The sequence below is a fragment of the Acidicapsa dinghuensis genome (genome assembly GCF_025685685.1).
GTDB lineage: Bacteria > Acidobacteriota > Terriglobia > Terriglobales > Acidobacteriaceae > Acidicapsa > Acidicapsa dinghuensis.
In genome coordinates this window covers 292,209-318,630 of sequence record NZ_JAGSYH010000004.1, presented here as the reverse complement: position 1 = coordinate 318,630, position 26,422 = coordinate 292,209, and the positions used below count along the sequence as shown (strand labels likewise).

The following is a 26,422-nucleotide window of genomic DNA, read 5'->3' as shown; positions in this document are numbered from 1 at the left end:
CGGTCTTGACCTCTCTGTGTGGAACTTGCGCAAAGTGGTGCTGCGCTCGCTTCTTCATGGGAACAGCCTGCTCCTTCTTCGGAGCACCGGCTCATCCCACTTTTTTATGAAACTATACCTTCTGTCATCTGCAAAGCCGTTCTGTCCCTACCCAGAGCTGAGCCAGATCTCTGAGGTTGCGTTTGTACGTACGTGTTACTAAGTATTCCCTCCCGTCTCTTATACGTAGCCTGTATTCCCCCGTAGGTAGAGGTTGGATCTCCTCAACTGCCGAGATGTTCACAACGACCGATCGGTGGATGCGAATAAAACCATAGGGTTTGAGCTTATCCGCCATGGAGGAGAGGGATTCGTGAACCAGATAGGAATGAGGACGGTGTTGCAACAAGACGTAATTACCTTCGGCTTGCACCGCCACAATATCGAATAGATCCAACAATAAAATAGTGCCCTTTGCCTTGAACGCGATTCGCGGACCCTGTCTTTTCGCCATGTTCTCCAACTGCCGCGAGACTCGCATGAGGCTCGCAGCATCAACTCGAATGACCGGAGGCGATGATGAACCTACAGCTTCGAAACACTGGTCCTCCGTCGTTCCAGACCTAAGGCCCCTTTTACTTTTGACGGAGAACATCGCCGTCCCCCGAAGTGGACCAGCCGGGGCGATTGCATCCACTTGAGCAGCTCGCTGAACAAAGGTTTTACGGGCAACGGCCTGGTCCTGAATCGTGCGGGCGCTCATGACGAACCCCTTGTTCTTTCGTTTCGATTTCTGCTGCGCGATTGAGGATGACGCACGCGCTACTTCTACATGAACTCGAGTGACTTCTGGGATAGAGCGAACCTCAGATAACGTGCGATCGCCGATTTCCTTCGACTCATGGCGTTCCCTAAACTGAAATCATCGCCCTAGCTGGACAACACGCCTTTTAGCGGCCGGCCGTCTGCCTTTTGGAGATTGTCGTGGCGCGCGAAGAGACCTCAACCACCCCACGATGTTTCTAATTCCCACTTCCCACACCTTGGCATCTTGAGCATTCTTCGCCAACGAGGCGTAACCCTCGACCATGGCAACCAAAAAACTGGCACTCTCCTCTGGATTCAAGTCGCGGCGAACTGTTCCTTCGGACTGTCCTCTTCGCAAAAGCGCAGCTACGCCTTCCTGCCAGGCAAGGAAAAGCTTCTCCAGGCGCTTGCGGAACTGCTCGTCCACAGGAGACATCTCGGTTGCTAAATTGAGCAGCGGACAACCGGTTCGAATGTCTTCGGGCCGAACTGATATGCGCCGGACGATGCCAATCAAGATGTCAATTGGCTGTCCGCTGGCAAGCAGAGGACTTAACCAACCGTCGTGAACAATCTTTGCGATGACTTCGTCGACGATGGCATATCCAAGAACTTCTTTGCTACCGAAGTGATAATAGAGCGCTCCCTTGGTGACATTGGTGGCGGCGAGAATTGTATCGATGCCGGCACCCTGGAAGCCTGATCGGTGGACCTCCCGAAAGGCCGCTTGCAGCAAGCGTTTCCTAGTACGCTCTGGATCACGGAGCTTTGGCGTCTTCGCGTGAGCGATCAACATACCGACAAGTATGTATGTTGATCGCTCGCCTGTCAATCACAATGGAATGCGTTGAGTCATGCTCGCCGGTATTCTCGATTTCGTAGCCCTCAGGCCGATGTCTATGGAAAGTTGGAAAAAAACATCGTCCGCCGTTTGAGACCAGGTCCTCGATATTGTGAGCCGGTCACTCGTTTCCTGCCTCTGAAGAGTTGAACCTGTAGGCTCACGTAATCGTTGGAAAGATGGAAGGCCACCTGCACTTCACACAAAGCAGGTGTTCTGTGAATTTGTGAGCTACCTATATTCCCAACTGCATGCTAACGGTCAGAGCACCTAGAGGTGCATGACTGAAGTCGCTTGTCATCCCGGTCTACGACTTTACGGAGAGGAAGAGAGGAAGATATGAACATCCTTAGTCAGCGCAATTTCCGAAAACTATGGGTTACGACGATTGTTGTGGCTTGCTTCAGCGATGCGTTCGCTCAAACGCACTACAAAGTCACCGATTTGGGACATCTAGACAACTCGAATTTAGGTTGTGCCATGGGTCTCAACAATCGCGGATGGACGGAGATCATGGAAGGACAAATGCCGCCGGGAAAGGAGGATTTCGTCGTGGCACTTCTAGGAGGCCGTGCAGCGATAGACATCGATGGAATCAACTTCGACCTCGGCACGCTCGGAGGAAAGAACAGTTTTGTGAACTATGGCGGGATCAACGAAAGGGGTCAGGCAGTGGGTTATGCGGAGACGGGTGTAAAGGACCCCAACGGCGAAGACATTTGCGCCTTCGGCACGGGGCTGACGTGCCGCCCGTTTTTCTGGCAAAACGGAAGCATGAGCGCTCTGCCAACGCTTGGAGGGAATAATGGGCAGGCCAGCGCAATCAACAATAGCGGACAAGTGGCAGGATTTGCGGAAAACGGCGACGTGGACTCGACATGCCCGGCGAACACGACCAATAATCGGATTGACCTGGGTGTGTTGTGGGAAAACGGCAAAGCTCAAGTTCTTCTTCCTCTGGGTAACGATCAAGATTCAGAAGCGGTCGACATCAATAGTCAAGGCGATACCGTTGGCTACTCGGGAACTTGCAGCGGCACAGCCAATCACGCCGTGTTATGGGAATATGGGAGTCCGATCTCGCTTCCTGATCTCGGGTTTTTGGGATCTAATGAGGCCTATGGCATTAACGACCAGGGCCAGATTGTTGGGACAGTCAGCAACGGCACATTCTTCTCCGCCGCTCTTTGGGAGGACCAAACGCTCACTGTCCTCAAAGCCTTGCCGGGAGATATTCTCGCCCTGGGCGAAGCCATCAACAACCAGGGTCTAGTGGTGGGAAGCGCGTTGGACTCTCAGTTCAAGTGGTCTCATGCATTGATCTGGATAAACGGCAAGCCGATCAACCTCAATAAGCTGTTTCCAGAAAATTCTAACCTCTACGCAACCATGGCCAACCAGATCAACGATAAAGGCCAAATCTCGGGTATGGCGGTCGTACTCCACGGGCCGCATACGGGCGAGATAGACGCCTTTGTTGCTACGCCTGTTGACGAAAGTTTTGGCAGGTCTGTAGCGGACGTCGTAGGAGAGCATCCGCAGTTTGATCCACCCGCGGATTTTAAGAAGCTGCTGTTATCGAGAACCGCCGGACATGGTCAATCGGTGCGATAGGGACATTTTCGGAGCTCGATATCATGTAATTCCAACCTGTGTTGTGTGAAAGTCCAGGCTGGAGGTTGTGAGAGAGATTCTGGGTCACGTCAGATACCGAGTGGCCCAGGATGCACCACGTCAGACGACAGTAGAGAAGGCCTGTCTACGCTGGAGTCCCCTTTAAACAAATTTGGATCGAGGATAAACAATGCGTATTCGCACTCTGGTTCTTGCAGCTGCTGGGATCTCGTGTGGTAGTGGGCAGTTGCGCTCACAGGCGAGAGGACACCACCGTCCCCACCGGTGGGTACAAAGGAAGACCCCGCGAAAGCGCTGAACGGTTCGCTATCCACGATGGAATTTCAAGTAGTCGAGGCAGCAAAGGCGATGCCCGCTAATAAGTACAACTTCGTACCAGCGCAAGGTATCTTCGCCGCGAACCAGACGACGCAATTCGACACTGTGCGCACCTTTGTGGCGCAGGTGACCCACCTGGTGCAGGCGAATTACTTCTTCTTCGGTTGGAGCGGCGTTAAACCTGACCGGATGTGAAGGCGATCCGGTCAATTACGACTAGAAACGACGCGGTGGCGGCCCTGCAAGCTTCATTCGTCTATGCACACGGGGCCATAGCGACCATTGCGGCAGAAAATGCGTTTGTGGCCATTAAGCCGATGACGGGTTCAGTACAAGGGTGACGATCGCCGCATTTGCCGCTGCACATGGGAATGACTACTACGGCCAAATGGTGGAATATCTGCGGATGAACGGCATTGTGCCGCCGGCAACCGCGAAGCAGAAGCTCACGGCAGAGTTGGAGCAAAATGCTCAGATACTAGCCACCATGAATGCGGCGATGAATGTCCATACGTTCCCAGTATCGAATCACTCCCGCCGCCGAAATCCTGATTTCGCTAGTGCAGGTGTTCTTTCCGTAGCTCCCGCTCCTTCATCATGACGAAGAAGACAGGCACCAGAATCAAGACATGAATCGTCGAAGTGATCATGCCGCCGACAATCGGCGCGGCGATAGGCTTCATTACATCGGAGCCGATACCGGATTCCCAGAGAATCGGAACCAAGCTGGCGAGAACAGCGCAAACAGTCATCAGCTTTGGCCGAAGACGGTGGACGGCCCCCTCAATGGCAGCTTCCTCCACATCCTGATTTGTGAGTGGTTTTCTCGCCTGCCTTCTGCTCTCAAGAGCTTCATGGAGATACACGACCATAACCACGCCGGTTTCTACAGCGATGCCAAAGAGAGCGATGTAGCCCACCGCAACCGCAACGCTGAAGTTGTACCTCAGAAGCCACTGGAGTAGCAGCCCTCCGCTCATTGCATAAATAGTTGGGAAGATGAGAACCAACGCCTCCGCAACGGAGTGAAATACCAGATAAAGCAGCAGGAAGATCACGAAGAACACCACCGGTAGTATGAGCTGCAGTCGTTGTCGCGCACGTTGTTCCAGTTCGTATTCACCCGACCATTGGAAAGAATAGCCAGCGGGAAGAGTCAGCTTGTCATGCAGTAGCCTGTTTGCCTGAGTGACGAAGCCGCCATAGTCGCTGTTTTTGAGGTCGATGTAGATGTAACCGGTAAGTGAGCCGTCCTCATCTCGAATCATGGCGGGCCCACGACTGAAGGAAATTCTCGCTACTTGCCCCAGCGGGATCTGGGCTCCGGTTGGAGTGCCGATCAGGACGCCGCGCATCTTGTCGATGTTGTCGCGAAAGTCTCGCTGGTAGCGGACGTTGATGGGATAGCGCTCCCGACCCTCGATAGTTTCTGCAATGTTCTCGCCCCCGATGCCGGAAGCAACTGCAGTTTGAACATCCGCGATGGTTAGGCCATAGCGGGCGGCTTCGGGCCGATTCACATCGACATTTACATAGAAACCCTGTGCGACCTTCTCGGAGAAAACCGACCGAAGCGCAGGCAGGCCGGACAAAAGACTCTGTATCTGCGAAGCGAGCTGTTGGATGCCATTTACGTCTGCGCCCTGCACCTTGAGGCCCAACGGAGTCTTGATTCCGGTCAACTCCATATCGAGTCTGTTCTCAACCGGCATTGTCCATGTGTTCGAGAGTCCCGGAAACTGGAGCTTGTCGTCCATCTCCTGGATGAGCTTCTCGTAAGTCATGCCCGCAGGCCATTGCTCGCGCGGCTTGAGCATCACGGTGGTGTCGTACATATCGAGAGGCGCGTTGTCTGTGGCGCTATCGGAGCGGCCCACGGCGCCGAATACGCTGGCTACCTCTGGGAAGCCATGAAGAATCCTGTCCTGCTGCTGGAGCAACACCTTCGCTTGCTCGATAGAGATGCCTGGAAGAGCCGTAGGCATATACAACGTCGACCCTTCAAAGAGCGGCGGCATGAATTGGCTGCCTAGCTTTGTCGCCATGGGAAAGGTTGCAACTAGAAAGATCAGGTTGACGGCGATGGTTAGCCAGCGGTGCCGCAGACACCAACGAAGAATCGGCAGATAGATCGCCTGTGTGACTCGTGAGATTGGATTCGTGTTCTCCGGTCGCAATTTCCCACGAATGAGCAGCACCATCAGGACCGGCACCAGGGTGATGGCCAAGATGGAAGATGAACCGACCGCCAGTGTCTTGGTCCAGGCCAGCGGACGGAACATGCGTCCCTCCTGTGCTTCCAGTAGAAAGACTGGCAGGAAGGAAACCACGATAATGAGCAGCGAAAAGAACAGGGCTGGACCGACCTGTTTGGCCGCGTTGATAAGAATTTCCCTTCGCTCCGGCTCCGACACTAGCTCTGAGCTATTTTCCTGCCTCTCCGACAAATGACGATATCCGTTCTCGACCATCACAATCGAGGCGTCTACAAGCACGCCAATCGCCAGCGCAATACCGCCCAGCGACATAATGTTCGAGGTCACGCCCAGCCAGTACATCGGAACAAACGCCACCAGCACCGCGATGGGTAGAGCAAGGATAGCGATCAGGGCAGAACGAAAATGAAAAAGAAAGACAATGATGACGACACTGACGATAATGGCCTCTTCGACGAGGTCACGTTGCAGCGTCTTGATGGACGCATCGATCAGCCCGGATCGGTCGTAGCCCGGCATGATTTCGACACCGGGAGGCAGCGACGGTGCTACCTCGCGCATCTTCTGTTTCACGCCATTGATAACGTCCAACGCATTCATGCCCTGTCGCATGACGATGATGCCACCAACGGTTTCGCCCTCGCCGTTCCACTCGGCAACACCTTCGCGGATGTCCGGACCAAAGCTCACTGTCCCCAGATCGCGGAGGAGTACCGGGGTTCCATTCTTGGCGCCGACTGCCACTGTTGCGAGGTCATCCAGAGAACGCAGGTATCCGAGGCCGCGAATCATGTACTCCGCGCCGCTCAGATCGAGCACGCGTCCGCCAACTTCGTTCGTGCTCGCTTTGACCCGGTCTATTACCGTCGAAAGCTGAATGCCATAGGCGAGCAGCTTATTGGGGTCGAGTTGCACCTGGTACTGGCGGACGAAGCCACCGATGCTCGCTACTTCAGCGACTCCCGGTACGGTTTCGAGGGCATAGCGCAGACGCCAGTCTTGCAAACTGCGCAGATCGGCAAGGCTGTGTTTGCCACTCTTATCAACGATGGCGTACTCATAGACCCAGCCAGCCCCTGTTGCATCGGGACCAATCGAAGGATGGACATTTTCCGGCAGTCGCCCGCTGATCTGCTGTAGGTATTCAATGACGCGTGATCGTGCCCAATAGAGATCCGTTCCATCCTGAAAGACCACGTAGACATAGGAGTCGCCAAACATCGTTTGGGCTCGCACGGCCTTGACATGTGGCGCAGCCAAGAGACTCGCGACGATAGGGTACGTTACCTGATCTTCAATAACGTCGGGCGGTTGTCCCATCCAGTTCGTGTGAACGACCACCTGCACATCGGAGATGTCAGGCAGCGCGTCTAAGGGCACGTGCTGAAGCGACCAGATACCAGCCAAGGTCAGCATCAGGACGGCAGCGAAGACCAGAAAGCGATTGCGCGCGCAGAGTTCGATTATTCTCGACAGCATCACATGCCTCCCGTCGCGTTTACGCGCAACTGCTTCGAAGCGATGGTCTGACCGTCCTTCTGGGCTGTGACGGTCACCTGCCATGTACCTCCGGAACCGAGAGAGCCATTTCCTTCATAGAGGCCGTTGCCTTTTTCCGTCAGCGTTGCACTGGCATTCATCGCAGCCATGCCCATTGCCGGCATCGCGGCCATATAGAACGTGACCGTTACGGATGCACCAGTGATCGGCGTATTTCCGGGTCCGGTCAGACGGACGCGAAGGATGTTATTGCCTCTGTTCGCCGGGTTCGGATCGGTGGTGAAGTTGACGTTCACCTGTGCAGCCGAAGGAGCATTTGCGGTAGGAGCATTGTTTCCCGCACCGGGAGGAGGTGGCTCGAATGACCCTGCTGCCGCTTGTAGCTGGCTTTCGGAGTCGATGAGGAAGTTGGCCGACGTGACGATGGACTGATGAGCTTCTAAACCTTTGAGCACCACAAAGTCATCGCCGACTCGCGGGCCTACGGAGAGTTCCTTTGGTTCCAGGCTGCCGTTTCCGTGGTTCAGAAAGACCAGTTGCCGTGTGCCAGATTGGAAGACCGCCGATGCAGGTACAACAAGCTGGCGGCCCAGGTTTGTCTTCAGTCCCACATTGACAAACATTCCCGGCTTCAATTTGAGGCCTGGATTGTCGATCGCCAGACGCACTCGAACTGTCCTAGTTGCCATATCCACTTGCGGCAGAATGTCTTCGATCAGACCTGCGAAATTGCGGCCCGGATAGGAGTCCACTGTGATGACGGCGGCATCTCCCGGTTTTAGGAGACCGATGTCGTCCTGAAAGATTTGCGCATTGACCCAGACTCGGGAGAGGTCGGCCACGGTATATAGCCGAGTCGATGGCTCGACATACAGATTCGGCAGAGCGTTGCGTTCGGTGATATAACCCGACACCGGTGAATAGATTGTGAGATCGGTGACTGGCTTGCCCGTTTGCTTTAGTTTGGCGATTTCATTCGCGGGAACGTCCCATTGCTCTAAGCGTTGCTCGGCGGCGTTGGAGAGCGTCGCTGCTCCAGACGCCACGCCATCGACACTGCTTGACTGCAATGCCTTCTGGTTCTGTTGTGCCAGTAGATATTCCTGTTGGGTTGCCACGAGATCCGGACTGTACACGGTAAAGAGCGGTTCCCCTTTATGGACGTACTGATAAGTTGCATTGGCGAAAACCTGGCGGATATAGCCGGGAAACCGTACTTGCACGTAGGAGAGAAGGCGCTCATCAATATCCACGGTGCCTGTCGCGCGGATGTCGTCGCTCAGTTGCTTGTACTCGACTGTACCTGTCTTGACGCCAATGCTCTGCATCCGCTCGGTCGTAAGCTGCACGGGAACGAGAGCCGCATCCTTCGCCTCTGGCATGGACATTCCGGGCATGGAGGACGGAGACTTTTCTGTGCTCGAAGCAGGCCCGGCAGCGACGGGCTGCACATCGCCTGATATTGGCGTAACCATCGCATGAGGAGAATGACTTGAACGGGAGCGATAGACCCACACGCTGGCAAGAATTGCCAGCACCGCGATCCAGACCAGTGATGTTCTCAAGACATATTTGTTCATCGCAGTGTCGCTCCTGTCAGAGATTCAAGGTGGGCCAGCGCAGTCTCGTGATCGAGGAGAGTCTGCGTGTAGTCGAGTTTCAAATTGAGAAGCTCGGTGAAGTGGGAAAGCGCATGCGTGAACTGGTCTTTGTTCGAGGCATACGCGCTCAACGTTGCTCGATACGCTGCGTCCGACTGTGGAACCAGCCCATCGCGGTATTCCTTCAGTTGCTCCTCATCGCTCGACGCCTGCACGTAGAGTTGCTGCACCTGTGCGAGTTGTTGCTGAAGATGTGCGTCGAATGTCTTCTGCGATGCAATGCGCTTTTCCTGCGCCTCGGCGATCTCCGCATCGACACGTTTCTTCCTTGGAAAACGCACGTCGAAGGTCAGCATGTAGTAGTCCCGGTACTTACGATCGGTATTCTGATACATATAACCGACTTCAAAGTCAGGCTTGCCTTCGCGTTTCGCCGAGGCCACTTGCGCATCCTGTTTCTGGATCGCGCTCGCATCCACCTGAATCTGCGGATTGTTCTTTTGAACTAACGCAAGCAATTTACTGGAAGTGGATTTCAGAGGGGTTTCGTTCAAGCTTTCCGTAACGATGTCGGGGGAAGCTTGATCGCGATTGAGCAGGCCCTTAAGATGCGCCTGTATTTGTCCCATCTGCTCGTGGTGCATGGTGATCTCACGCACGATCTTGGTTCGGTTCAACTGCGCTTCGAGCACATCCTGCTGCAATCCCTTGCCGACTTGATAGTGAGCTGTCGCATCCTGAATTAGCTGATCGAGGACAGTTTCGTTTTGGCGCAGTATGCTGAGCGTTTGTTGCAGATAGGCGAGCTGCAGATAATCGGCCTTGACCGCGTCGGCAATGCCTGCGCCAAGGACTCCGATCTCTGCCTGCTTTGTGTCTGCGTCACGGTCGGCTACCTGTCCGCGGAGTCGCAGTTTCCCCGGATAGGGCAGTTCCTGCGATGCTCCAATCGCGACGTAGGCGAAGTCGCTGTCGGTGTACCCCGCGAAAGGCTTGGGGCTCCCGACACTGAATTGTTGGTACGTCAACTTCGGGTCAGGCAATGAAGTCGCTTGCGGAACCATCTGCCTGGCAGCTCGCGCCTCATGGTCGGCTGCGGAGAGCTGAGGGTTGTTGGCCTTGGCTTCAGCCAGAAGTTGAGACAAAGGTATAGGCGTGCTTGCAGCCGTCTCTTGTCCAATGGTGGAAAGAGCACTGGCAAGCACGAGCGTGGCGGTCACACAAGCGACCACGTTCATACTGACTCCAATCTCGATTGCTGTTCAAAACGTCACCGACGCGCAGACACACTTGTCCGCACTCGGCGAAAGCAGAGCGAGAAAGGGCGAGGCTAGATTCTAAGAATGGAGATCGAACTGGGTGGGGGCTGTGGAGGCGAGGTGTCGGCGTATTCGACCAATCCCATAGTGACAGGATTGAGATTCAGGCGCTCCATAACAGAAAGCCAGATGACGGCTACAACAACGGAATGGTAGGCCACCGCCTTGGTAGCCACCGCATTTTCCTGAGCACTCTTGGGCGCTTTCTGGCAGCAGCCATGCGAGGCAGACATTCCCATCTGCTCGCATTGGTTTTTCATAGCCCGGCAGCAGGCACGTTCCTCGGCGTTCATGTGCACATCCGAAACCACACAGGCCATTGCTGGTGTCAGATAGGACACCAGCAACAACAAAACGATCCCGAATTGGCGTGCCGCCTTCATGCTTCGACTAATAGGATAGCCCAAATCGGAATTGGGTTTCACGGAATACCGATAAGTAGGCCGGCGCTCATTCCGATGGATTGTTGATGACCGCCGGCAAAGCTGTAGTTGTAAGCTGGCTCGAAATACTAGCCTTGATTCCTCGAGATCGAGCTTTCCGATCACTCCTGCTCTTTCGCCGTCGATTGCAATTGAACTATTGCCCGCGATGACGTAGTTTCGCTAGGAACGTCCAGCAGACATGGCAATTGGCGGTTCAGGAATTCGTTCGTCCGACCGTTGGCAAGGTGAGCAGCGGCGGCGTTATAGTGTTTTCCGTTATGGCGGGAGAAGGCATGACGCTGCCCCGGGTAGCTGTACACCGTTGCGTTTGCTTTTTTTTCAATGCCGCTTTGATCTCTGCTTGCGCTGCCTTGGAAATGAACTCATCCTCCCCGGGCCGGCTTCTGGCACGAGATTGTCCTTGAGAATCTCCACCATCAATGTGCAATAGTCTGAGACCACTACACCGGCCTGGACCATTCGCAAAATCCCAGTTTGGTGCTTGGTCTCGCTGAAAGATCCGCACGCGTCCACGGGTACATACGCGTCGAAACCTTTGCTGACGGCGGTCATGGCCGGGAGAGCTGCGCATACTTCCAGAGAGAGGCCGGCGAAGATGAGCTTTTGTTGTCGGAGAAGGGTGCTGGCGCCCAGTTTAAGTCTATTCGGATGCGGGCCTGGGGACGGCACCTTGCAATGACGCTAGCACGGCGCCGTCCAGGCGATTGTGGCTCACTGTTGATAAAGTGCGCTTTTGCTGGGAATCTGGCGTTGAACCTCGTCACGAATGCCGACGCCAATCTTCAGAGCTTCCTCTTCGTTGCTGGCCTTGGAATACGGAACTTCCATCACGACGAATCCCCCATCCAGGTCACGGCCCTTCGAGTCGGTAACTGGGATCAACAGATCGAATGTCTGATCCTTTTCTTGACGAACTGCAATAGGCTTGTTCTGGGCTAGTTTCTCGAGATCCTTGGCGGAGGATTTCTTGCCGATTTTAGAAGCAGTGATGTTGGCGATGATGACGTTATCTGCAGCTCCTGGAGGAACCGCGTGGAGACCGAGCTTGACGATGTCATCATGCCGGGATTTGACCTTGATCAGAATCGACTGCGCGAGAGGAGCATTGACGTGCATGTACGTTGATGGGTCTTGGGCTTTATCCTTCTCCGCTTTTGGGGCCTGGGCATGGGTTGGGAGCGACGAGGCGCTGGCGCAAAGCAAGAAAGCGACCAAGCCATTTACAAGGGGACGCAGCATGAGTGAAATCTCCTTAATTATGGATGAGCATGACAACGGAGCTTGCGGATGCAAGTAAAGGGGGTTGAGTTCTTCGACTTGAATGCGCCAGCCGGAAAAACACGTCAAAGGCATGTTGGCGAACGCCGTCTTCCGCAATTACGCGAGCAGCTCCGGCAAAACCATTTAAGCTAACGAACCTTAGCAAGCCCTTAGGACGGCCGGATTGTCATATAACATTTACATGTCTGAAGCGAATTTTTCACGCTTTGGAGTTCGAATACCCTTCATGAATGTGCTGATTATCGAGGACGATAAACGCATCGCAAATGTTCTGAGGATGGGGCTTCTCGAAGACGGGCACCAGGTGCAGTTGTCTTATCGTGGAGACGAGGGGCGCGACTTGATCGCGAGCGAAGGGTTCGATGTGGTTGTGCTGGACGTTATGTTACCTGGAGTAGACGGGTTCAGCGTTCTGAAGCATGCACGCACGACGAAGTGTGCTGTTCCGATCCTGATGCTGACGGCGAAGGACTCCATGATGGATGTTGTTCACGGGTTGGATTTAGGCGCGGACGATTATCTCACTAAGCCATTTCATCTGGAGGTGTTCCTTGCTCGAGTTCGTGCTGTGGGTCGGCGCGGCGACATTCCTCAGCTTCCGCAGCTTTCGGCCGGCACTCTCATTCTTGACCGGAACACTCGTATGGTCATTCGAGGCGAGGAGCGGATCGAGTTGACCAAGAAAGAGTATGTGATTCTGGAACTGCTGATGCGGCGTGTAAATCAGGTAGTCACACGCGATCACGTCATTAACGCGGGCTGGGGATACGATACGGATGTGCGCGACAACACCATAGATTTCTTCATGTATAGCCTTCGTCAGAAGATTGACCAGAAAGGCCGACCCAGCACGATCCGGACAGTGCGATCGCTGGGATATTCCATGGTAACTTCCGAATGAGATTGTCTTTTCGCTCCTTGCGTGTTCGTCTGGGCCTTCTGTACAGCGTTTTCATGATGACATCGATGGCCGGACTAGGCTTCTTTTCTTATTGGAACATCGACCGCGTCATTGCCAGCGCGAGACAACAGACCATGGTGAAGCGCGAGGAGCGCATCGTGGCTTTTGTCAACAGATGGCCGAAAAACGATAGGTCTTTGGGTCTCGACGAAAAGCTGAGACAACTGAGCATCGCTATAGCCGAGACGGACACGATTCAGGTCTACGATCTTCGCGGCAACGTCTTGTATTCTTCGCCTGGAGAAGAGATCTACAAAGTAGGATGGCCAGGAGGGGAATGCGCACAACACTGCTATGCGGTTGTACAGCGTGGACCTTATACGATCAGAACTTTGAGCCACACGGTCACGCTCGATGGACAGAAGGTGAGGCTTTCGATCGGAGGAATCACCAATGAGCATCTTGAAACCTTGCGGGCCATTCGGGACTCGTATTTGATCTCCTGCCCGATGCTGCTGATAGCTTCAGTGGCAGGCGGATTCATTCTGAGCCGGCGGGCCCTGAAGCCTCTTCATCGCATCACCAGTGAAGCTCGGGCCATCGGCATTCAAGATTTGAAGCATAGGCTGCCTGTTCCTAAAACTGGCGATGAACTTCAATTGCTAGCTGAAACATGGAACGAGTTATTGGCACGCCTCGAAGCTGCCGTTGCCCGTCTGACGCAGTTCACCAGTGATATTTCTCATGACTTGCGAACCACCATCACCGTTATGTTGACGACTGCCGAATTTGCTCTGCGGAGGAGCAGGTCCGAGAGCTACTATCGTGAAGTGTTGACGACGATCGCCACCGAATGCCGCACAACCTCCCGGCTTCTGGACGATCTCCTGGCGGCAGCCCGCGCGGATATCGTGCAGAGAAAGATCGATTGGCAGCCAGTCGATTTCACGGAGATTGCCCTGGAGGTCTGCGAGCATCTTCGTCCGAAGGCTGAAATCAGGCAGCAGTCGCTTCGTTCGCACGTCTGCAGTGACGCGTGGACGCGTGGAGACATCTCCATGCTTCGGCGCATGCTCAACATATTGCTCGACAACGCCATTAAGTACACGCCAGAGCAAGGAACAATCACCATAAGCGTCGAAAAGGCAGACGATCGATTGGAGCTGAAGGTAAGCGATTCCGGCATCGGAATTCCGCCCGATGCGTTGGCGCGTATCTTCGATCGCTTTTATAAGGTAGATGAATCACGTAATCAGGAAGATGGCAGCAGCGGTCTCGGTCTGGCCATCGCCAAGTGGATCGTCGAAGCTCATGCCGCCACGATACAAGTAAATTCAAGCGTGAATGTGGGCACAACATTCACAGTGACTCTGGTTGAATACTCAGACGCGTTCTCATCGGATGCACGAGCGCAAAGAGCCGTCACTATCTGATTGAGATCTTGCCAATATAGGGACTATCGTTGCGTATGCATTCTTAGGCTCCTCGAGTGCCACATGTCCTTTTCTCCAGAGGCATTTCTCCTTTCCCTTTCATTGCAATGAGAATTGAGTTCGCACGAGCCTGCCCACCCTCTTGTGTTCTCAACATATTTCCACTTCTCTCAGGTGTTGATGCAAGGACGCTTCGCGCCTTCGCATTTGAGCTCGTGCAAAGAGCCGTGTGAATTCTGTATGACAAGCGGACTTTCCTAAGGCGGACCTAAGGGTGGTCCGGTTGAATGACCCTACAAGGCGTGGCTGGCGATCTGATCGGAACGCTTCGGCATGTGCCTAGAGCGCAGGCACATGTCTCTCCATCCTCATATTTGGACTTATTGGAAGGACTCTGCTCGCAACTTTTTCAACTCCATCCACACATCCTTGAAGCACAAAAGGAGCCGCTATGAAAAGACTATGGGCGCTGTTTCTCATGTTCTGTTCCATCTCTTTGATGGCGCAGACGGACCGCGGTACTATCACCGGAACGGTAAGGGATCAATCAGGAAGAGTCATTGCCGGCGCAAATCTTGTTATTCGCTCTCTTTCCACGGGCTTGGAATACCGGACCGTAACCGATGGAGCGGGTGTCTATGTTGTGACCTCGCTTGTGACAGGAATCTATCAGGTGACGGTGCAGTCGGAGGGTTTCGTTCGCCAGCAATTCAACGATGTCAATCTCGACGTAGGGCAGACCCGTACACTCGATGCGAAGCTCACTGTGGCTGGAGGAGTTACACAGGTTGAGGTGCAGCCGGACTCGGGCCTGTCCAAATCGTCGGGGGAGATCGGCGGCGTGGTCAACTACACGCAGGCGGCGGATCTTCCTATCAATGGTCGCAGCTTTACGGGCCTGCTCGATCTCATTCCCGGAGCCATGGACTCCGGCACTGGACAGATGCAGGATATTCGCTTTGGCGGCTTGTCGGATGAGGACAATACCTGGCATCTCGATGGCATCGACAATTCTGGTATCAACAATCCGTTCGTGGATGTGAACATGCGGTTGGAGGTATCTACCGAAGCGATCGCCGAAGTGCGCGCAAATGCGGTTGCGTACAGTGCGGATCAGGGTGGCTCGCCGGGCGGCCAGATCGAAGAAGTATCCAAAACCGGCCGCGATAAGTTCACCGGATCGGCGTGGGAGTTTATTCGTAATAGCGTATTCGATGCATCGCCATGGGACGCTGCTGGTCAGCTTCCTGGATTGCACTATAACGACTTTGGCGGGAATCTGGGCGGTCCGATTTCTAAGAAGAGGAAGATCTTCTTCTTCGTCAACTATGAAGGATCCAGGGAATCGATCAATCAGATTCTTACCGGCATTATTCCGACTATTGCATTTCGAAACCAGGTTGCGGCCTTGCCACTACCTTCCGCGCAACTGTCTCCTCTAACCCAGATAATCAATTCATTTCCGGTGCCAACCCCGCAAAACTCGTCCCCGATTGATCCGATTTCCGATCAATGGTTCGGCAGCGGACCACAGCTTACTGCGGAAAATTCGGGGCTGGCGCGCGTGGATTGGAAGATCAACGATAAGATGAGCGTCTTTGCGCGATTTAACGATGACGCATACACGGAGTCGCGGCCTGATCACATCAATCCTCTCACCGGGTTCCACAACGAGAGTCAGCCGAGCGCAGTCATCGACGTGCAAAACACCTTTACGCCTACTATTCTGAACGACTTCAGGTACGGCTTCAACCGCACTGTTTCGCTCGAAGGGCAGAGCACGCAGCTTCCTTATCTGGTGAGCATTTCCCCGTTTACGCAGCTCGATACATCGAGTGGGACAACGCGCAACGATAACAGCTACTCGTTTATCGACAATGCCACGTTTCTTCACGGAAAGCATACGATTAAAGCCGGCGTCAGCTTTATCGCGATGCAGGAAAACAAGGCCTCACCGAACAGCCCTGACTGGGAGTTGACGTTTAACAACACCACAGACTTCCTCAATAACTACATCGATCAAGTCTATTTCCGCGGTTCGAACCCGCTGACCGGTGCGCGCATGAAATGGACGTTTGGTTACGCGCTAGACGAGTTCAAGGTGAGCCCGACGCTGACCATGAACGTCGGCCTGCGCTATGAGTACTTCGGCCAGGACCATGAAGTGCTCGGCCGCGGCATCAGTGTCGATCCGCTGCACTGCCCGAATGTTGTTTGCCCTAAATCGGTTCCGTGGTATTACCCTGACCTTCTGGATCTCTCGCCTCGTGTCAGCGCCGCGTGGGCTCCTGCTTATCTCCATGGAAAGACCGTGATCAGAGCGGGATATGGGCTCTACTATGGGGACGGCCAGTTCGGCAGTCTGGGCGACCCCATTGGTAATATCAGCACGGATTACAACCTATATAACCAGCACTTCCCGATCCTAGAAAATGCGACCGCCGGCACCAACACGAGTCCGACCGGCGCGGACATCCATCGGAAGGATACAGGCGCTCACGAATGGACATTGTCGGTTCAGCAGCAGGTCGCTCCGCGCACCACGTTTCAGCTGGCTTATTTCGGAACCGCAGTGGAGCACGTATTCAATGACACGGTGACGAATCCTTACAATCCAGCTACCGGGTTGCCTGCTTATCCGGCATACGATATAGGTTTCGAATATAAAGAATTTACGAATCACGCCAGCACGAATGCATTCCAGACTAGCCTGCAGCGCGACTTTTCGACGGGTTTGCAACTGTCTATCAACTACGAATGGTCTCATTCCATCAACAATGGAGGCATCGGAGGCGGCGAGTCCGACACGCCCGAGAACCCGAATTGCATGACTTGCGAACGTGCTTCGAGCGATCAGGATATGCGGCACTATTTCACGGCGAGCACGGTGTGGCAGGTTCCGGTCGGCAGGGGCCGCGCATTGCTCAATAACGCTTCACGCCCCGTGGATGAGATTCTCGGTGGATGGCAGTTGAGTGCTATCGGTTATGTCCGCAGCGGTCTTCCGCTCAACGTGACGCTGAACCGCTCCAATACTGATCTTCCAAATCAGATCAATCAGAATGAGCGGCCCAACCTCATTCCGGGAGTGCCGCTTTACCCGGCGCACAAAACAACCAATCTCTGGTTGAATCCGGCAGCCTTCGCGTATCCCTTTTCTTGTCCAAGTGACGGTTCCGCGTGCGTTGTGCCACCCGGTGTTTCACCCTGGGGTAATCTCGGCCGCAACGCTGTCCGCGCGCCGGGTGTATGGCAGATCGATCCCTCTCTGCAAAAGCACTTCAAAGTTGGAGAGCGAGCGACGCTTATGTTCCGTGCGGAAGCCTTCAACGCGCTGAATGTAGCTCAGTATGGTCAGCCTAATACCAACTGGGCTCCGCCGGACCCGGGCGTTTCCGACAATCCCAATTCTTATGGCCTGATCAGCAATTCCTACAATACCAATCCGACCGGAACGGGAACGCCTCGCGAGTTGCAATTTGGCTTAAAGGTCGAGTTCTGATCTGCACAGGTGCACTTGCGGGCTGTCAGCGTCTCGGGCGCTGGCGGCCCGCAGTTCAGCGAGAAGTGCGGCCGAACGACGTTGTAGCGGACACGCCTAGAACCGAGTTCCGAGCCATCGGCGGCATGCTAGCGAGCCAGCGAATGTGGATCCACGTTGGGGCTTGTATTGGTCTTGTTCGCTTGTGGATGCCGGCGGGACCGGTAGCAGGCCTTCAGGCATTCAGCGAATCTTCAGGGAAGGTGGGCTATGGTTGACGCATGATAGCCAAAAGGGCATTCTTCTTTTTTCTTTTGCTTGCATCGGGTTTTGTTTCGCGTTCGAGCTGGGCTCAAGTCACGGTGAAAGGACAAGTCTCAGATTCTACCGGAGCCTTGATTCCTGGAGTGCCTATACACTTTACGCGCCTGGGTGGTTCGTTCACAGAACAGGCTGTCTCCGACAAGGGTGGACAATTCCGGCTGGCCGATATACGCCCGGGACGCTATATGCTTACCACTGAAGCTCACGATGGGTTCGCGGCCTTCTCCAAAATTGTTGAGGTTGGCGAAGCCGCTCCGCCTCTCATCCTGATTGAGTTAGCTGTTGCATCGATAACTCAAGAGACCAGTGCGGATGCCTCCGATCGGCAACTCTCTACCGACCCCTCCGATAATCACGATCAAGTTGTGGCCTCCGGAGACATGTTGGCGCATGTCCCCGTGCTGGATCAAAACTATATCGCTGCATTAACTCCATTCCTCGATCAAGCGGGTATAGCAACCAGTGGCGCGAGCATCATTGTGGATGGCGTGGAGATGAAGGGGACTGGGGTGTCCGCTTCGGCTATTCAGGAAGCGCGTATTAACAACGATCCGTACAGTGTCGAAACGAATGTGCCGGGCAAGGGGCGAATTGAGATCATGACCAAGCCGGGTACTCCAACCTTGCACGGAAAGTTTAATTTCGGATTCCGCGATTCTGCGGTGGACGCGACTACGTACTTTGCGACCGTCAAGCCGCAGGAGCAGAAAAGAATATATGAAGGCTCCATCACAGGCCCTGTCTTTCATCTGCCCAGGACTATGTTTCTCGTCTCGGGAACCCGTCAGGAAGACGATCTGCAGGCGATCGTGCATGCTATCGATCCCAGCGGTCCGATCGATCAGAACGTACCGACGCCTATTCGCGATACAGAAGTAGCAGTGCGGGCTACGTATGATTTCACGCCCATGCATCGTGCGTCCTTTCAGTACAACGTATCGGATGTGATTACGAGGAATCAGGGTGTTGGCGGGTTGGTCGAGGCTCAGTCCGGAGTGAATGCTCAGGCCCGCGAAGACGACATCATCTTCAACGACCGGATGATTCTGGGACCTACGCTTCTCAACCAACTGATGTTCATGCTGGAGAAGGATCACAATCCGACACGAAGTGTTTTGGAAGCGCCGAAGATCGTCATCGACGGGTCGGCAACCTTTGGCGGTGCTCAGGCCGATATTTTGAATACGGAAAACAACATGAAGTTCAATGATACGGTCAGTTGGAGCCATGGCCGGCATTACTTCAAATTCGGAGTCAATGTGCCGAACGTCAGCCGCAGAGCTTGGGAGGATCACTCCAACGAGCTGGGAACCTTCAGCTTTTCGAGCGTTCAGAATTACGATGCAAGCGCTCCCAGTCCTTATGCGTTCACGCAACAGCAGGGGCCGGGCCGCAGTGTGTTCTGGTGGGTTGAATTTGGAGCCTTTGCCCAGGATCAGATCAAGCTGAGCTCGAATCTACAGCTCTCGGCGGGGATTCGTTATGACTGGCAAACTTACTTTCCTTCGGCTCGTGATGTTGCGCCGCGGGTATCGCTGGTCTATTCGCCAGGCGGGCGTTCGACCGTGTTGCGCGCCGGCGCGGGACTATACTACGACCGCTCCGGCGCACTTCCCATTGCCGACCTTACGCGATACAACGGCGTTATCCTTCGCTCTTATACGATCTTGAATCCGGGGTATCCGAATCCGCTTCCATCGGGAGAATCGCTCTCCAATCTTCCTACGAATCTAGATGAGCTGGAGCGCGCATCGCATATGCCGATGACGCTGCACTACAGCGCCGCCATCGAACACGCCATTCAAAAGAACGCGACGCTCTCTGCGACGTATCGGGGGATGGCAGGAGAAGACCTCTTCCGATCGCGCGACGTGAATGCGCCTCTGCCGCCCTCTTATATCACCGTGCCCAATCCTCAGTTGGGATTCGTCCGCCAGATTGAATTTGAAGGAAGGCAGTTGCAGAATGCGCTTGATCTAACGTTGGAAGGCAAGATCGATCGCTGGTTTTCCGGAGTGGCGCAGTATACGTGGAGCCACACGAACAACGATACGGGCGGCATCGCCTGGTTTCCTGCCAATCAGTATGACAATAGCGGCGAGTATAGCCGCGCTAATTTCGATCAGCATCATCGCTTTAACCTTCTCGGAACCTTCAACGAAGGACATTGGGTGAATCTGGGGTTGGCTGTGAACTTGTATTCGGGAACTCCTTATACCGAGACCTCCGGGGCCGATACTTACAACATAGGTCTATCGAACGCCCGTCCCGCGGGCGTTGCGCGCAACACACTGCAAAGCGGTGGATACGCAGATGTCGATGCGCGTTGGGCGCGCGACGTGTACTTCACACACAAGAAGTCGGACGCAGACCCGCATATGTCTATCTCGCTCGACAGCTTCAATCTGCCGAACCGCGTTAACTACTCATCGTATGTCGGTAATATTCAGTCGGCTTTCTTCGGCATGCCCACTACAGCGCTTCCGGCACGAAGGTTGCAACTTACGGTGGGATTTACTTTTTAACTGGTTCGCAACTCGATATTCATGGAATGGACGCAGCGCTGAAAAGGCCGATCTGTATCGTTTTTCCTGTAATTGTCAGAATGGAACAACCTCGGATGGCTAGTCTAAAAGCGCTATCAATATTGCGTGACAATTCGTTTCCTGTTCCGAATCCTCAGGAAATCCTAAGAAATGAGCACTAGGGTTCTTCTTATAAGAGATTCGACATGCCGGGATGGTTGCACGACGCTTCCCGGAAAACGCGCAGTGTGTCTGGTCCTGTTGCCGTTCCAGATGTGATGCCTGCATAACGTGTCTTCGCTATGGATGGCGAAGGGCGCTGGGGCTCTGTCCTGGTAAGGGCAGTTGGGCAGTTGTGTGATGGCGAACTCTTCCTGTTCAGGAGAAGAAGATGCGCAGAGTTGGTCTTGCCCTCTTACTGTTGTTTCTTTGCCATTTGCCACTTGTGGCGCAAAACGATCATGCAATGCTTTCCGGTACCGTGTCAGATGCGAAGAATCATCGCATTCCCGCGGCCGAGATCGAAGTCAAAGCTTTAGCGACTGGTTTGGAATATCACGCAGTTTCGAATTCCGCAGGTGTGTATGCTGTCAACGCGCTGCCCATCGGCGACTACACCGCGGTGGTGATAGCGCCGGGGTTCGAGAAACTCGAATTCGAGCCGTTCACGCTGCAGGTAGGCGAGAACCGCGTGCTCAACATCTCGATGGCGGTGGCTAAGGTCAACACTGTGGTGCAGGTTGCCGCCGAAGACGATCTGAATAGGGCCTCTACTACTGTTGGCGGTGTTATCGGGGGTACGCAGATCAGCGAACTGCCGATGGACGGACGAAGCTTCGAACGCCTTGAATCGCAGGTGCCTGGCGCAATCGACGATGCGGGCAGCACTGAGGATCAGATCCGTTTCGCAGGTGAATCTCAGGAAGACAACAACTTTCAGATGGATGGCATCGATGCGGGCGGCATCAACCACCAGTTTGAGAAGGTAGATCTTCGTCTTCAGGTTCCAGTGGAGGGCATTGCAGAGTTCAGGGCAAGCAGCTTTGCTTATAGCGCAGACCAGGGCGGCGCTGCCGGGGGCCAGGTTCAACTTGTGACCAAATCCGGAACGAGCGAGTTTCACGGCTCTGTCTGGGAGTACTTGCGCAACAGCGATATGGACGCTACGACGTGGAATTCAACGGGACATCCGCAACTCCAGTTGAATAACTTCGGCGCTAATTTTGGCGGCCCGGCAATCAAAAATAAGGTATTCTTCTTCGCCAACTGGGGTGCATACCGCCAGCGACTGGCGCAGCAGGTGACAGGCCTTGCGCCGACGGCAGCATATCGATCGGCGGCAATTGCGGTATCTCCGGCGCTGGCGCCAATCATTAATTCGTTCGTTAGCGGAGGCGTGCCCACGACCGATCCCAATGCGCTCTCCTTTAGCGGATCGGGAAGCAATCCTGTGGAAGAGAACGCAGGCATGGCGCGCGTGGATTACAAGATAAGCGACCACACCTCAGTGTTCGCGCGCTATGCGACAGACCACTACAACTACACGTCTCCGAATGGAATCGAGGTCAATTCCAACGGGCAGCTTTCCACACAGTTCAATTCTCTGACCTCTCCGAACGTTGTGTTGGATGCTACCCATACGTTTTCGCCAACGATCTTTACCGACGCCCGCGTGGGAGTGAACCGCGATGAGTACCACGAGGGCGGCGACCAGGTTCTTACAACCAACTTCTCCGTGACTGGCTTCAGCACTCTTTCGACCCCGGCGGCCGACGACCGATTCGATACTTCGATCAACTTTGTGGACGATACAACGTTCGTGAAGGGCCGCAATGTGATCAAGACCGGAGGCCTTGTGCGCCGCGTTCAGGAAGATAAGAACACGCCGAAGATTCCGGTCATCACGGCAACGTATATCGGGGAATCGCAGTTCGAGAACAACCAGATGGATTCGTATGCGTATCAAGGATTCTCTAACATGACAGGGCAGCGCCAGACGGAGTACGGCGTTTATGCGATGGATACGATCCGGATCAAGCAGAACCTGATGGTCAATGCAGGCATTCGGTACGACTACTGGACCGTCGACCACGATGTGTTGGGACGCGGTGTTGTGGTCGATCCCAATACTTGTCCGAGTCTTGTATGTCCCGCGAAGAGCTCGTGGTATTTTCCTGACTACACCAATGTCGGCCCGCGCCTGGCTATGACATGGTCGCCCGAGTTCATGCACAACAAGATGGTAATCAGCGCGGGCGGCGGCATTTTCTACGGGCAGGGACAGTTTGGACATCTGGGAAGCGCGGTGGGCAATATTCCCCAGAACTACACGCTTCTGGAAACCTCGATTCCGGCTCTGAGCTATCCGGTGACGCCGTATCTTGGCGCCGCAGCTTACAGCGCCAGCTATACCGGACAGAATCGCAATCGACAGAACTTTGCGGTGGATGAGTGGACCCTTGGGATTCAACAGGAGATTGCGCGCGAAACAACTGCTACGGTGACCTATATCGGGAGCTCGGGCTCGCATCTGTGGTCGAACACAATCGCGAACGGTGTTAACCCTGCGACGGGAACCAGGCCATTTGCGGGCTTCTCTACCTTTACCGAAGAAGCGTCACAGAGTCATAGCAGTTTCAATGCTCTGGAGGCAGGCATCCACCGTAATCTTCGCACTGGCCTGATGCTGGCTGCGAATTATCAGTGGTCGCACGCTATCGACGATGACTCGGTGGGCGGCGCGGAGGCTACAACTCCTCAGAACCAGGCATGCCTCTCCTGCGATCGTGCGTCAAGCGTCTACGATATGCGGCATTACTTCACCTCCAGCGCTATCTGGCAGATTCCGGTTGGACGCAATCATGCTGTGCTCGGCAGCGCGGGCCCGGTGATGAATGCAATCGTGGGGGGATGGGAGCTTTCCGGAGTTGGCACGAGCCGCGCGGGCCTGCCACTGAACATAACGATCAGCCGCTCGGCGAGCGCGCTGCCCGATCAGATCAATAGCAATCAGCGTCCGAACATTGTACTGGGGACATCAATTTATCCCACCCATCGCACGCCGCAAAATTGGCTCAACTATGAAGCGTTCTCGGTTCCAGCCAACAAGACCTGGGGTGACGAGGGCGCAAATATCGCGAACGCGCCTGGCCACTGGCAGATGGACACGGCCCTGAGAAAGCAGTTCCAGTTGGGAGAGCGGATGTCAACGACCTTCCGCGCTGAAGCATTCAACGTGTTCAATGTGGCGCAGTACGGAAACCCGGTCGTCAAGCTAACGACGCAAACGGTAGGCGGCCAGTTGCAGGTCGCGCCAGGGACCTTCGGTCTGATCAACAGCGCATTCAATACGAACCCAACCGGAAGCGGCACGCCGCGTCAGCTTGAACTGAGCCTGCGGTTGGATTTCTAACGAAATAAGAGGACAAAAGAAACAATGAAGCTACTTATTTTCCTCATGCTGGGCGCGGCGGTTTCCGCCGCGCTCCCAGCGCAGACCGTCTATGTTCCCGTGAACGCTCCTTATGCCCAGAAGCTGCTCATCGCGGAAAAGGAGGCTCATCCCGAATTGCAGAAGCTTGGACTGCATGCGATTCCGCCCGGACAACAGGCATATGCCATTATTGCCAATCCTATTTGGAGCAAGATCGGAAAGCTTTCCAGTAAGAACGACCTTGCTGTTATCACTTCCGGCAAGGCAACTGTGGAGGACAACGGTAAAGAGAGGTTCTACGATCTCCGGCTTCCGATCTCCGATGCATCGGGCAGTCCCATCGGATTGACCGTAATGGAGATTCCGTACGGCTCCGCAAGGGACGCGAACGATGCGTTGACTAAGGCCACCGTCATCCGCGACGAGATTCAGAAGAAGATTTCGGGACACGATCAGCTCTTCGAAACCGTTGATGCTCCGATGACTGTGATGCCTGCGATCCCGTTCGACGGCTCCATTAAAGGCCACTTCGATCACTTCGGCGTGGACATCAAGCATAACCGGCTCTTTACCGCGGCCGAGGACAGTCATGCTGTGGTGGTGTTCGACCTGGTGAATGGGACCGTTCTGAAAGAAATCAATGGGCTGGCTCGTCCGCATGCCGTGCTGTATCGCGACGATCTCAATCGCCTCTATGTCACGGATGGCGGCGATGGCGCTCTCAAAATCTATGATGGCAAATCCTACGAATTGATCGGCATGGTTCCGCTTCAAAAGGATGCCGATTCGATCGGCTATGAGCCTTCGAGCAAGTATCTTTTTATCGACAATGGCGGCAAGGACGCGGGAAACGGCTTTTCCTATGTCACCAGCGTCGATACCTCCTCGGGGACCAAGGTCGCGGACATTCGCGTCGAGAGCGAGACGCTGGAAGCGATGGCTGTCGATATCTGGCGGCCACGGATCTATGTGAATGACGCGACGCACAGTCAGGTCACGGTGATTGACCGGGTGAAGAAAGCGGTCATCGCTTCATGGCCGCTAACGATGGCCAAAGACAACGTAGCGATGGGCCACGATGAGCAGCGCCAAAGACTGTTTGTTGGATGCCGCAGCGGCCAGATCGTAGTGATGGACTCGAACACGGGCAAAGAGCTGCAGACGCTTCCGATCTCAAAGGGTGTCGACGACGTAGAGTTCGATCCCGCCAGCAAGCGCCTGTATGCGATAGGGAACGGCACATTGGAGGTCTTCGAAGAGACGGATGCGGACCACTATCGTTCTCTTGCAAGCTTCTCTGTGGGCGCTGACGCAAGGACCGGCCGCCTGGCTGCCGCCATCAACCGGTACTTTGCGGCAGTGCCCGCTTCGGAGAATGCGCCCGCCAAAGTCGCGGTTCTTCAGCCTGTAAATACTCCGCTGCCCGCGGCTGTGTCCTCGGAAGTACCTCAGCCCGTTACGGCCCCACACGCTCTGAAGCTTGTGCTGGAGACGATGTCTGCTCATCCCTACTTGCGCAAGATGGGATTGCACGCCATTCCTCCAGGTGGCAAAGACTCTGTCATTATTGCCAATGTCAATACTTCCCGCATCGGCAATAAATCGTCACAAGGCGATCTGGATGCGGTGAAAGATGGCAAAACCTATACTGCGAAGAAGACTGATGGCTCATTCATCAACGCGAAGCTTCCCCTCAAGGATGCTTCCGGGAATGTCATCGGTATTCTCGTGATGGAGATTCCTCTCACGTCGGCGCCGACCGAAGAGCAAGCAGCGCAAGAGGCCGAAAGTATCCGTGAGGAACTCTCGCAGAAGATTTCTGACTATCAATCGCTCTTCCTTCCGAAGTAATTCGCAACGTAGTTTCAAAGAGCACCCGGCGTGCCAATAGCGCGCCGGGCCTTCGAGGATCGATCCGTGAAAAAGCTGCGTATCCTGCACCGCTATATGGGGCTCTTATTTTCGCCGGCAATCCTGTTCTTCGCCTTCAGCGGGGCTTTGCAGACCTTTGACCTGCACTCGACCAATAAGAGCACCGGCTATGTTCCTCCACTATGGTTGGTGGAGATGGCGCAGCTTCACAAGAAACAGACGCTGACCCTTAACAAGGCAAAAAGCAAGCCCGCACAGGCTGATCAAGGATCCAGCGACCCCGGCAGCCAGAAGAAGGATGTTGCAGCGAAGAAGTCGCCGCTGCCGCTCAAGTGTTTTGTTGTGGTCATGTCGGTGGGGCTGATGGCGACAACGTTGCTGGGAATTTACATGGCGTTTCGTTTTGGGGGAGATGGACGGCTAGTCTGGGGAATGTTGGCGATCGGTACACTTTTGCCGATTGCGATGATGTTTTTGTGACCGTCTTTTCTACGGAATGGATGGTGTTGC

At 54.6% G+C, this 26,422-nt stretch carries 19 protein-coding genes; 10 read left to right on the top strand and 9 right to left on the bottom strand.

Going from position 1 to position 26,422, the window contains the following annotated elements; genetic code table 11:
• Nucleotides 1-124 precede the first annotated feature (124 nt).
• Both OHL22_RS12315 and OHL22_RS12310 read right to left on the bottom strand, forming a co-directional pair.
• The gene (locus OHL22_RS12315) at nucleotides 125-742 is read right to left on the bottom strand and encodes a LytTR family DNA-binding domain-containing protein (protein WP_263337551.1); all 618 of its coding nucleotides are present in this window, start codon (nucleotides 740-742) and stop codon (nucleotides 125-127) included.
• A 159-nt stretch (nucleotides 743-901) separates the two neighbouring features.
• Nucleotides 902-1,522, bottom strand: a complete 621-nt coding sequence (locus OHL22_RS12310) for a TetR/AcrR family transcriptional regulator (RefSeq protein WP_263337548.1) — start codon at nucleotides 1,520-1,522, stop codon at nucleotides 902-904.
• A gap of 444 nt (nucleotides 1,523-1,966) precedes the next feature.
• On the opposite strand from OHL22_RS12310, the gene OHL22_RS12305 reads away from it, so the two are divergent.
• The 3 genes from OHL22_RS12305 (at nucleotide 1,967) to OHL22_RS12295 (ending at nucleotide 4,181) form a co-directional block, all read left to right on the top strand.
• Nucleotides 1,967-3,241, top strand: coding sequence for a hypothetical protein (locus OHL22_RS12305; RefSeq protein WP_263337545.1), 1,275 nt, complete (start codon nucleotides 1,967-1,969; stop codon nucleotides 3,239-3,241).
• A gap of 336 nt (nucleotides 3,242-3,577) precedes the next feature.
• Nucleotides 3,578-3,775 carry a hypothetical protein gene (locus tag OHL22_RS12300; RefSeq protein WP_263337542.1) on the top strand — a complete coding sequence of 66 codons (198 nt, stop codon included), beginning with the start codon at nucleotides 3,578-3,580 and terminating at the stop codon, nucleotides 3,773-3,775.
• A gap of 142 nt (nucleotides 3,776-3,917) precedes the next feature.
• A complete protein-coding gene (locus OHL22_RS12295; RefSeq protein ID WP_263337539.1) occupies nucleotides 3,918-4,181 on the top strand; it encodes a hypothetical protein in 264 nt (87 codons plus the stop codon).
• Here the strand turns inward: OHL22_RS12295 and OHL22_RS12290 are convergent.
• The 7 genes from OHL22_RS12290 to OHL22_RS12270 all read right to left on the bottom strand — a co-directional run bounded on the left by OHL22_RS12290 (nucleotide 4,138) and on the right by OHL22_RS12270 (nucleotide 12,039).
• Complete coding sequence (locus OHL22_RS12290) at nucleotides 4,138-7,275, bottom strand: efflux RND transporter permease subunit (protein ID WP_263337537.1); 3,138 nt, start codon at nucleotides 7,273-7,275, stop codon at nucleotides 4,138-4,140. The genes OHL22_RS12295 and OHL22_RS12290 overlap by 44 nt on opposite strands.
• Nucleotides 7,275-8,876: an efflux RND transporter periplasmic adaptor subunit gene (locus OHL22_RS12285; RefSeq protein ID WP_263337535.1), complete on the bottom strand. Its 1,602-nt coding sequence runs from the start codon at nucleotides 8,874-8,876 to the stop codon at nucleotides 7,275-7,277. Before OHL22_RS12285 ends, OHL22_RS12290 begins: the two co-directional genes overlap by 1 nt.
• Nucleotides 8,873-10,135 carry a TolC family protein gene (locus tag OHL22_RS12280; protein ID WP_263337534.1) on the bottom strand — a complete coding sequence of 421 codons (1,263 nt, stop codon included), beginning with the start codon at nucleotides 10,133-10,135 and terminating at the stop codon, nucleotides 8,873-8,875. The genes OHL22_RS12285 and OHL22_RS12280 overlap by 4 nt, the downstream gene beginning before the upstream one ends.
• Nucleotides 10,136-10,227: 92 nt before the next feature.
• Nucleotides 10,228-10,599, bottom strand: a complete 372-nt coding sequence (locus tag OHL22_RS12275; protein ID WP_263337531.1) for a hypothetical protein — start codon at nucleotides 10,597-10,599, stop codon at nucleotides 10,228-10,230.
• Between the two features lie 161 nt (nucleotides 10,600-10,760).
• Entirely contained in the window at nucleotides 10,761-10,985 is a 225-nt protein-coding gene (locus OHL22_RS25060) for a dienelactone hydrolase family protein (RefSeq protein ID WP_377819476.1), read from the bottom strand.
• Nucleotides 10,981-11,331 (bottom strand): isochorismatase family protein, encoded by a 351-nt coding sequence (locus tag OHL22_RS25055; protein ID WP_377819226.1) that lies wholly within the window; start codon nucleotides 11,329-11,331, stop codon nucleotides 10,981-10,983. The genes OHL22_RS25060 and OHL22_RS25055 overlap by 5 nt, the downstream gene beginning before the upstream one ends.
• A gap of 42 nt (nucleotides 11,332-11,373) precedes the next feature.
• Nucleotides 11,374-12,039: a hypothetical protein gene (locus OHL22_RS12270; RefSeq protein WP_263337528.1), complete on the bottom strand. Its 666-nt coding sequence runs from the start codon at nucleotides 12,037-12,039 to the stop codon at nucleotides 11,374-11,376.
• Nucleotides 12,040-12,169: 130 nt separating this feature from the next.
• On the opposite strand from OHL22_RS12270, the gene OHL22_RS12265 reads away from it, so the two are divergent.
• The 7 genes from OHL22_RS12265 (at nucleotide 12,170) to OHL22_RS12235 (ending at nucleotide 26,392) form a co-directional block, all read left to right on the top strand.
• On the top strand, nucleotides 12,170-12,844 hold the full coding sequence (locus OHL22_RS12265) for a response regulator transcription factor (protein WP_263337525.1): 675 nt from the start codon (nucleotides 12,170-12,172) through the stop codon (nucleotides 12,842-12,844).
• Nucleotides 12,841-14,277, top strand: coding sequence for a HAMP domain-containing histidine kinase (locus OHL22_RS12260; protein ID WP_263337524.1), 1,437 nt, complete (start codon nucleotides 12,841-12,843; stop codon nucleotides 14,275-14,277). The genes OHL22_RS12265 and OHL22_RS12260 overlap by 4 nt, the downstream gene beginning before the upstream one ends.
• A gap of 451 nt (nucleotides 14,278-14,728) precedes the next feature.
• Nucleotides 14,729-17,779, top strand: a complete 3,051-nt coding sequence (locus OHL22_RS12255; protein WP_263337521.1) for a TonB-dependent receptor — start codon at nucleotides 14,729-14,731, stop codon at nucleotides 17,777-17,779.
• 260 nt (nucleotides 17,780-18,039) lie between these two features.
• Nucleotides 18,040-20,607 carry a TonB-dependent receptor gene (locus OHL22_RS12250; RefSeq protein WP_263337519.1) on the top strand — a complete coding sequence of 856 codons (2,568 nt, stop codon included), beginning with the start codon at nucleotides 18,040-18,042 and terminating at the stop codon, nucleotides 20,605-20,607.
• 391 nt (nucleotides 20,608-20,998) lie between these two features.
• Nucleotides 20,999-24,019: a TonB-dependent receptor gene (locus OHL22_RS12245; RefSeq protein ID WP_263337515.1), complete on the top strand. Its 3,021-nt coding sequence runs from the start codon at nucleotides 20,999-21,001 to the stop codon at nucleotides 24,017-24,019.
• A 24-nt stretch (nucleotides 24,020-24,043) separates the two neighbouring features.
• Nucleotides 24,044-25,891 carry a YncE family protein gene (locus OHL22_RS12240; RefSeq protein WP_263337513.1) on the top strand — a complete coding sequence of 616 codons (1,848 nt, stop codon included), beginning with the start codon at nucleotides 24,044-24,046 and terminating at the stop codon, nucleotides 25,889-25,891.
• A 66-nt stretch (nucleotides 25,892-25,957) separates the two neighbouring features.
• Nucleotides 25,958-26,392: a PepSY domain-containing protein gene (locus tag OHL22_RS12235; protein WP_263337511.1), complete on the top strand. Its 435-nt coding sequence runs from the start codon at nucleotides 25,958-25,960 to the stop codon at nucleotides 26,390-26,392.
• Nucleotides 26,393-26,422: the final 30 nt, after the last annotated feature.

Coding starts and splice junctions, on each gene's coding strand:
- OHL22_RS12285 (WP_263337535.1), bottom strand. CDS start 8,876: ATGAACAAATATGTCTTGAGAACATCACTGGTCTGGATCGCGGTGCTG.
- OHL22_RS12280 (WP_263337534.1), bottom strand. CDS start 10,135: ATGAACGTGGTCGCTTGTGTGACCGCCACGCTCGTGCTTGCCAGTGCT.
- OHL22_RS12240 (WP_263337513.1), top strand. CDS start 24,044: ATGAAGCTACTTATTTTCCTCATGCTGGGCGCGGCGGTTTCCGCCGCG.
- OHL22_RS12305 (WP_263337545.1), top strand. CDS start 1,967: ATGAACATCCTTAGTCAGCGCAATTTCCGAAAACTATGGGTTACGACG.
- OHL22_RS12300 (WP_263337542.1), top strand. CDS start 3,578: ATGGAATTTCAAGTAGTCGAGGCAGCAAAGGCGATGCCCGCTAATAAG.
- OHL22_RS12260 (WP_263337524.1), top strand. CDS start 12,841: ATGAGATTGTCTTTTCGCTCCTTGCGTGTTCGTCTGGGCCTTCTGTAC.
- OHL22_RS12250 (WP_263337519.1), top strand. CDS start 18,040: ATGATAGCCAAAAGGGCATTCTTCTTTTTTCTTTTGCTTGCATCGGGT.
- OHL22_RS12290 (WP_263337537.1), bottom strand. CDS start 7,275: ATGCTGTCGAGAATAATCGAACTCTGCGCGCGCAATCGCTTTCTGGTC.
- OHL22_RS12245 (WP_263337515.1), top strand. CDS start 20,999: ATGCGCAGAGTTGGTCTTGCCCTCTTACTGTTGTTTCTTTGCCATTTG.
- OHL22_RS12255 (WP_263337521.1), top strand. CDS start 14,729: ATGAAAAGACTATGGGCGCTGTTTCTCATGTTCTGTTCCATCTCTTTG.
- OHL22_RS12265 (WP_263337525.1), top strand. CDS start 12,170: ATGAATGTGCTGATTATCGAGGACGATAAACGCATCGCAAATGTTCTG.
- OHL22_RS12275 (WP_263337531.1), bottom strand. CDS start 10,599: ATGAAGGCGGCACGCCAATTCGGGATCGTTTTGTTGTTGCTGGTGTCC.
- OHL22_RS12315 (WP_263337551.1), bottom strand. CDS start 742: ATGAGCGCCCGCACGATTCAGGACCAGGCCGTTGCCCGTAAAACCTTT.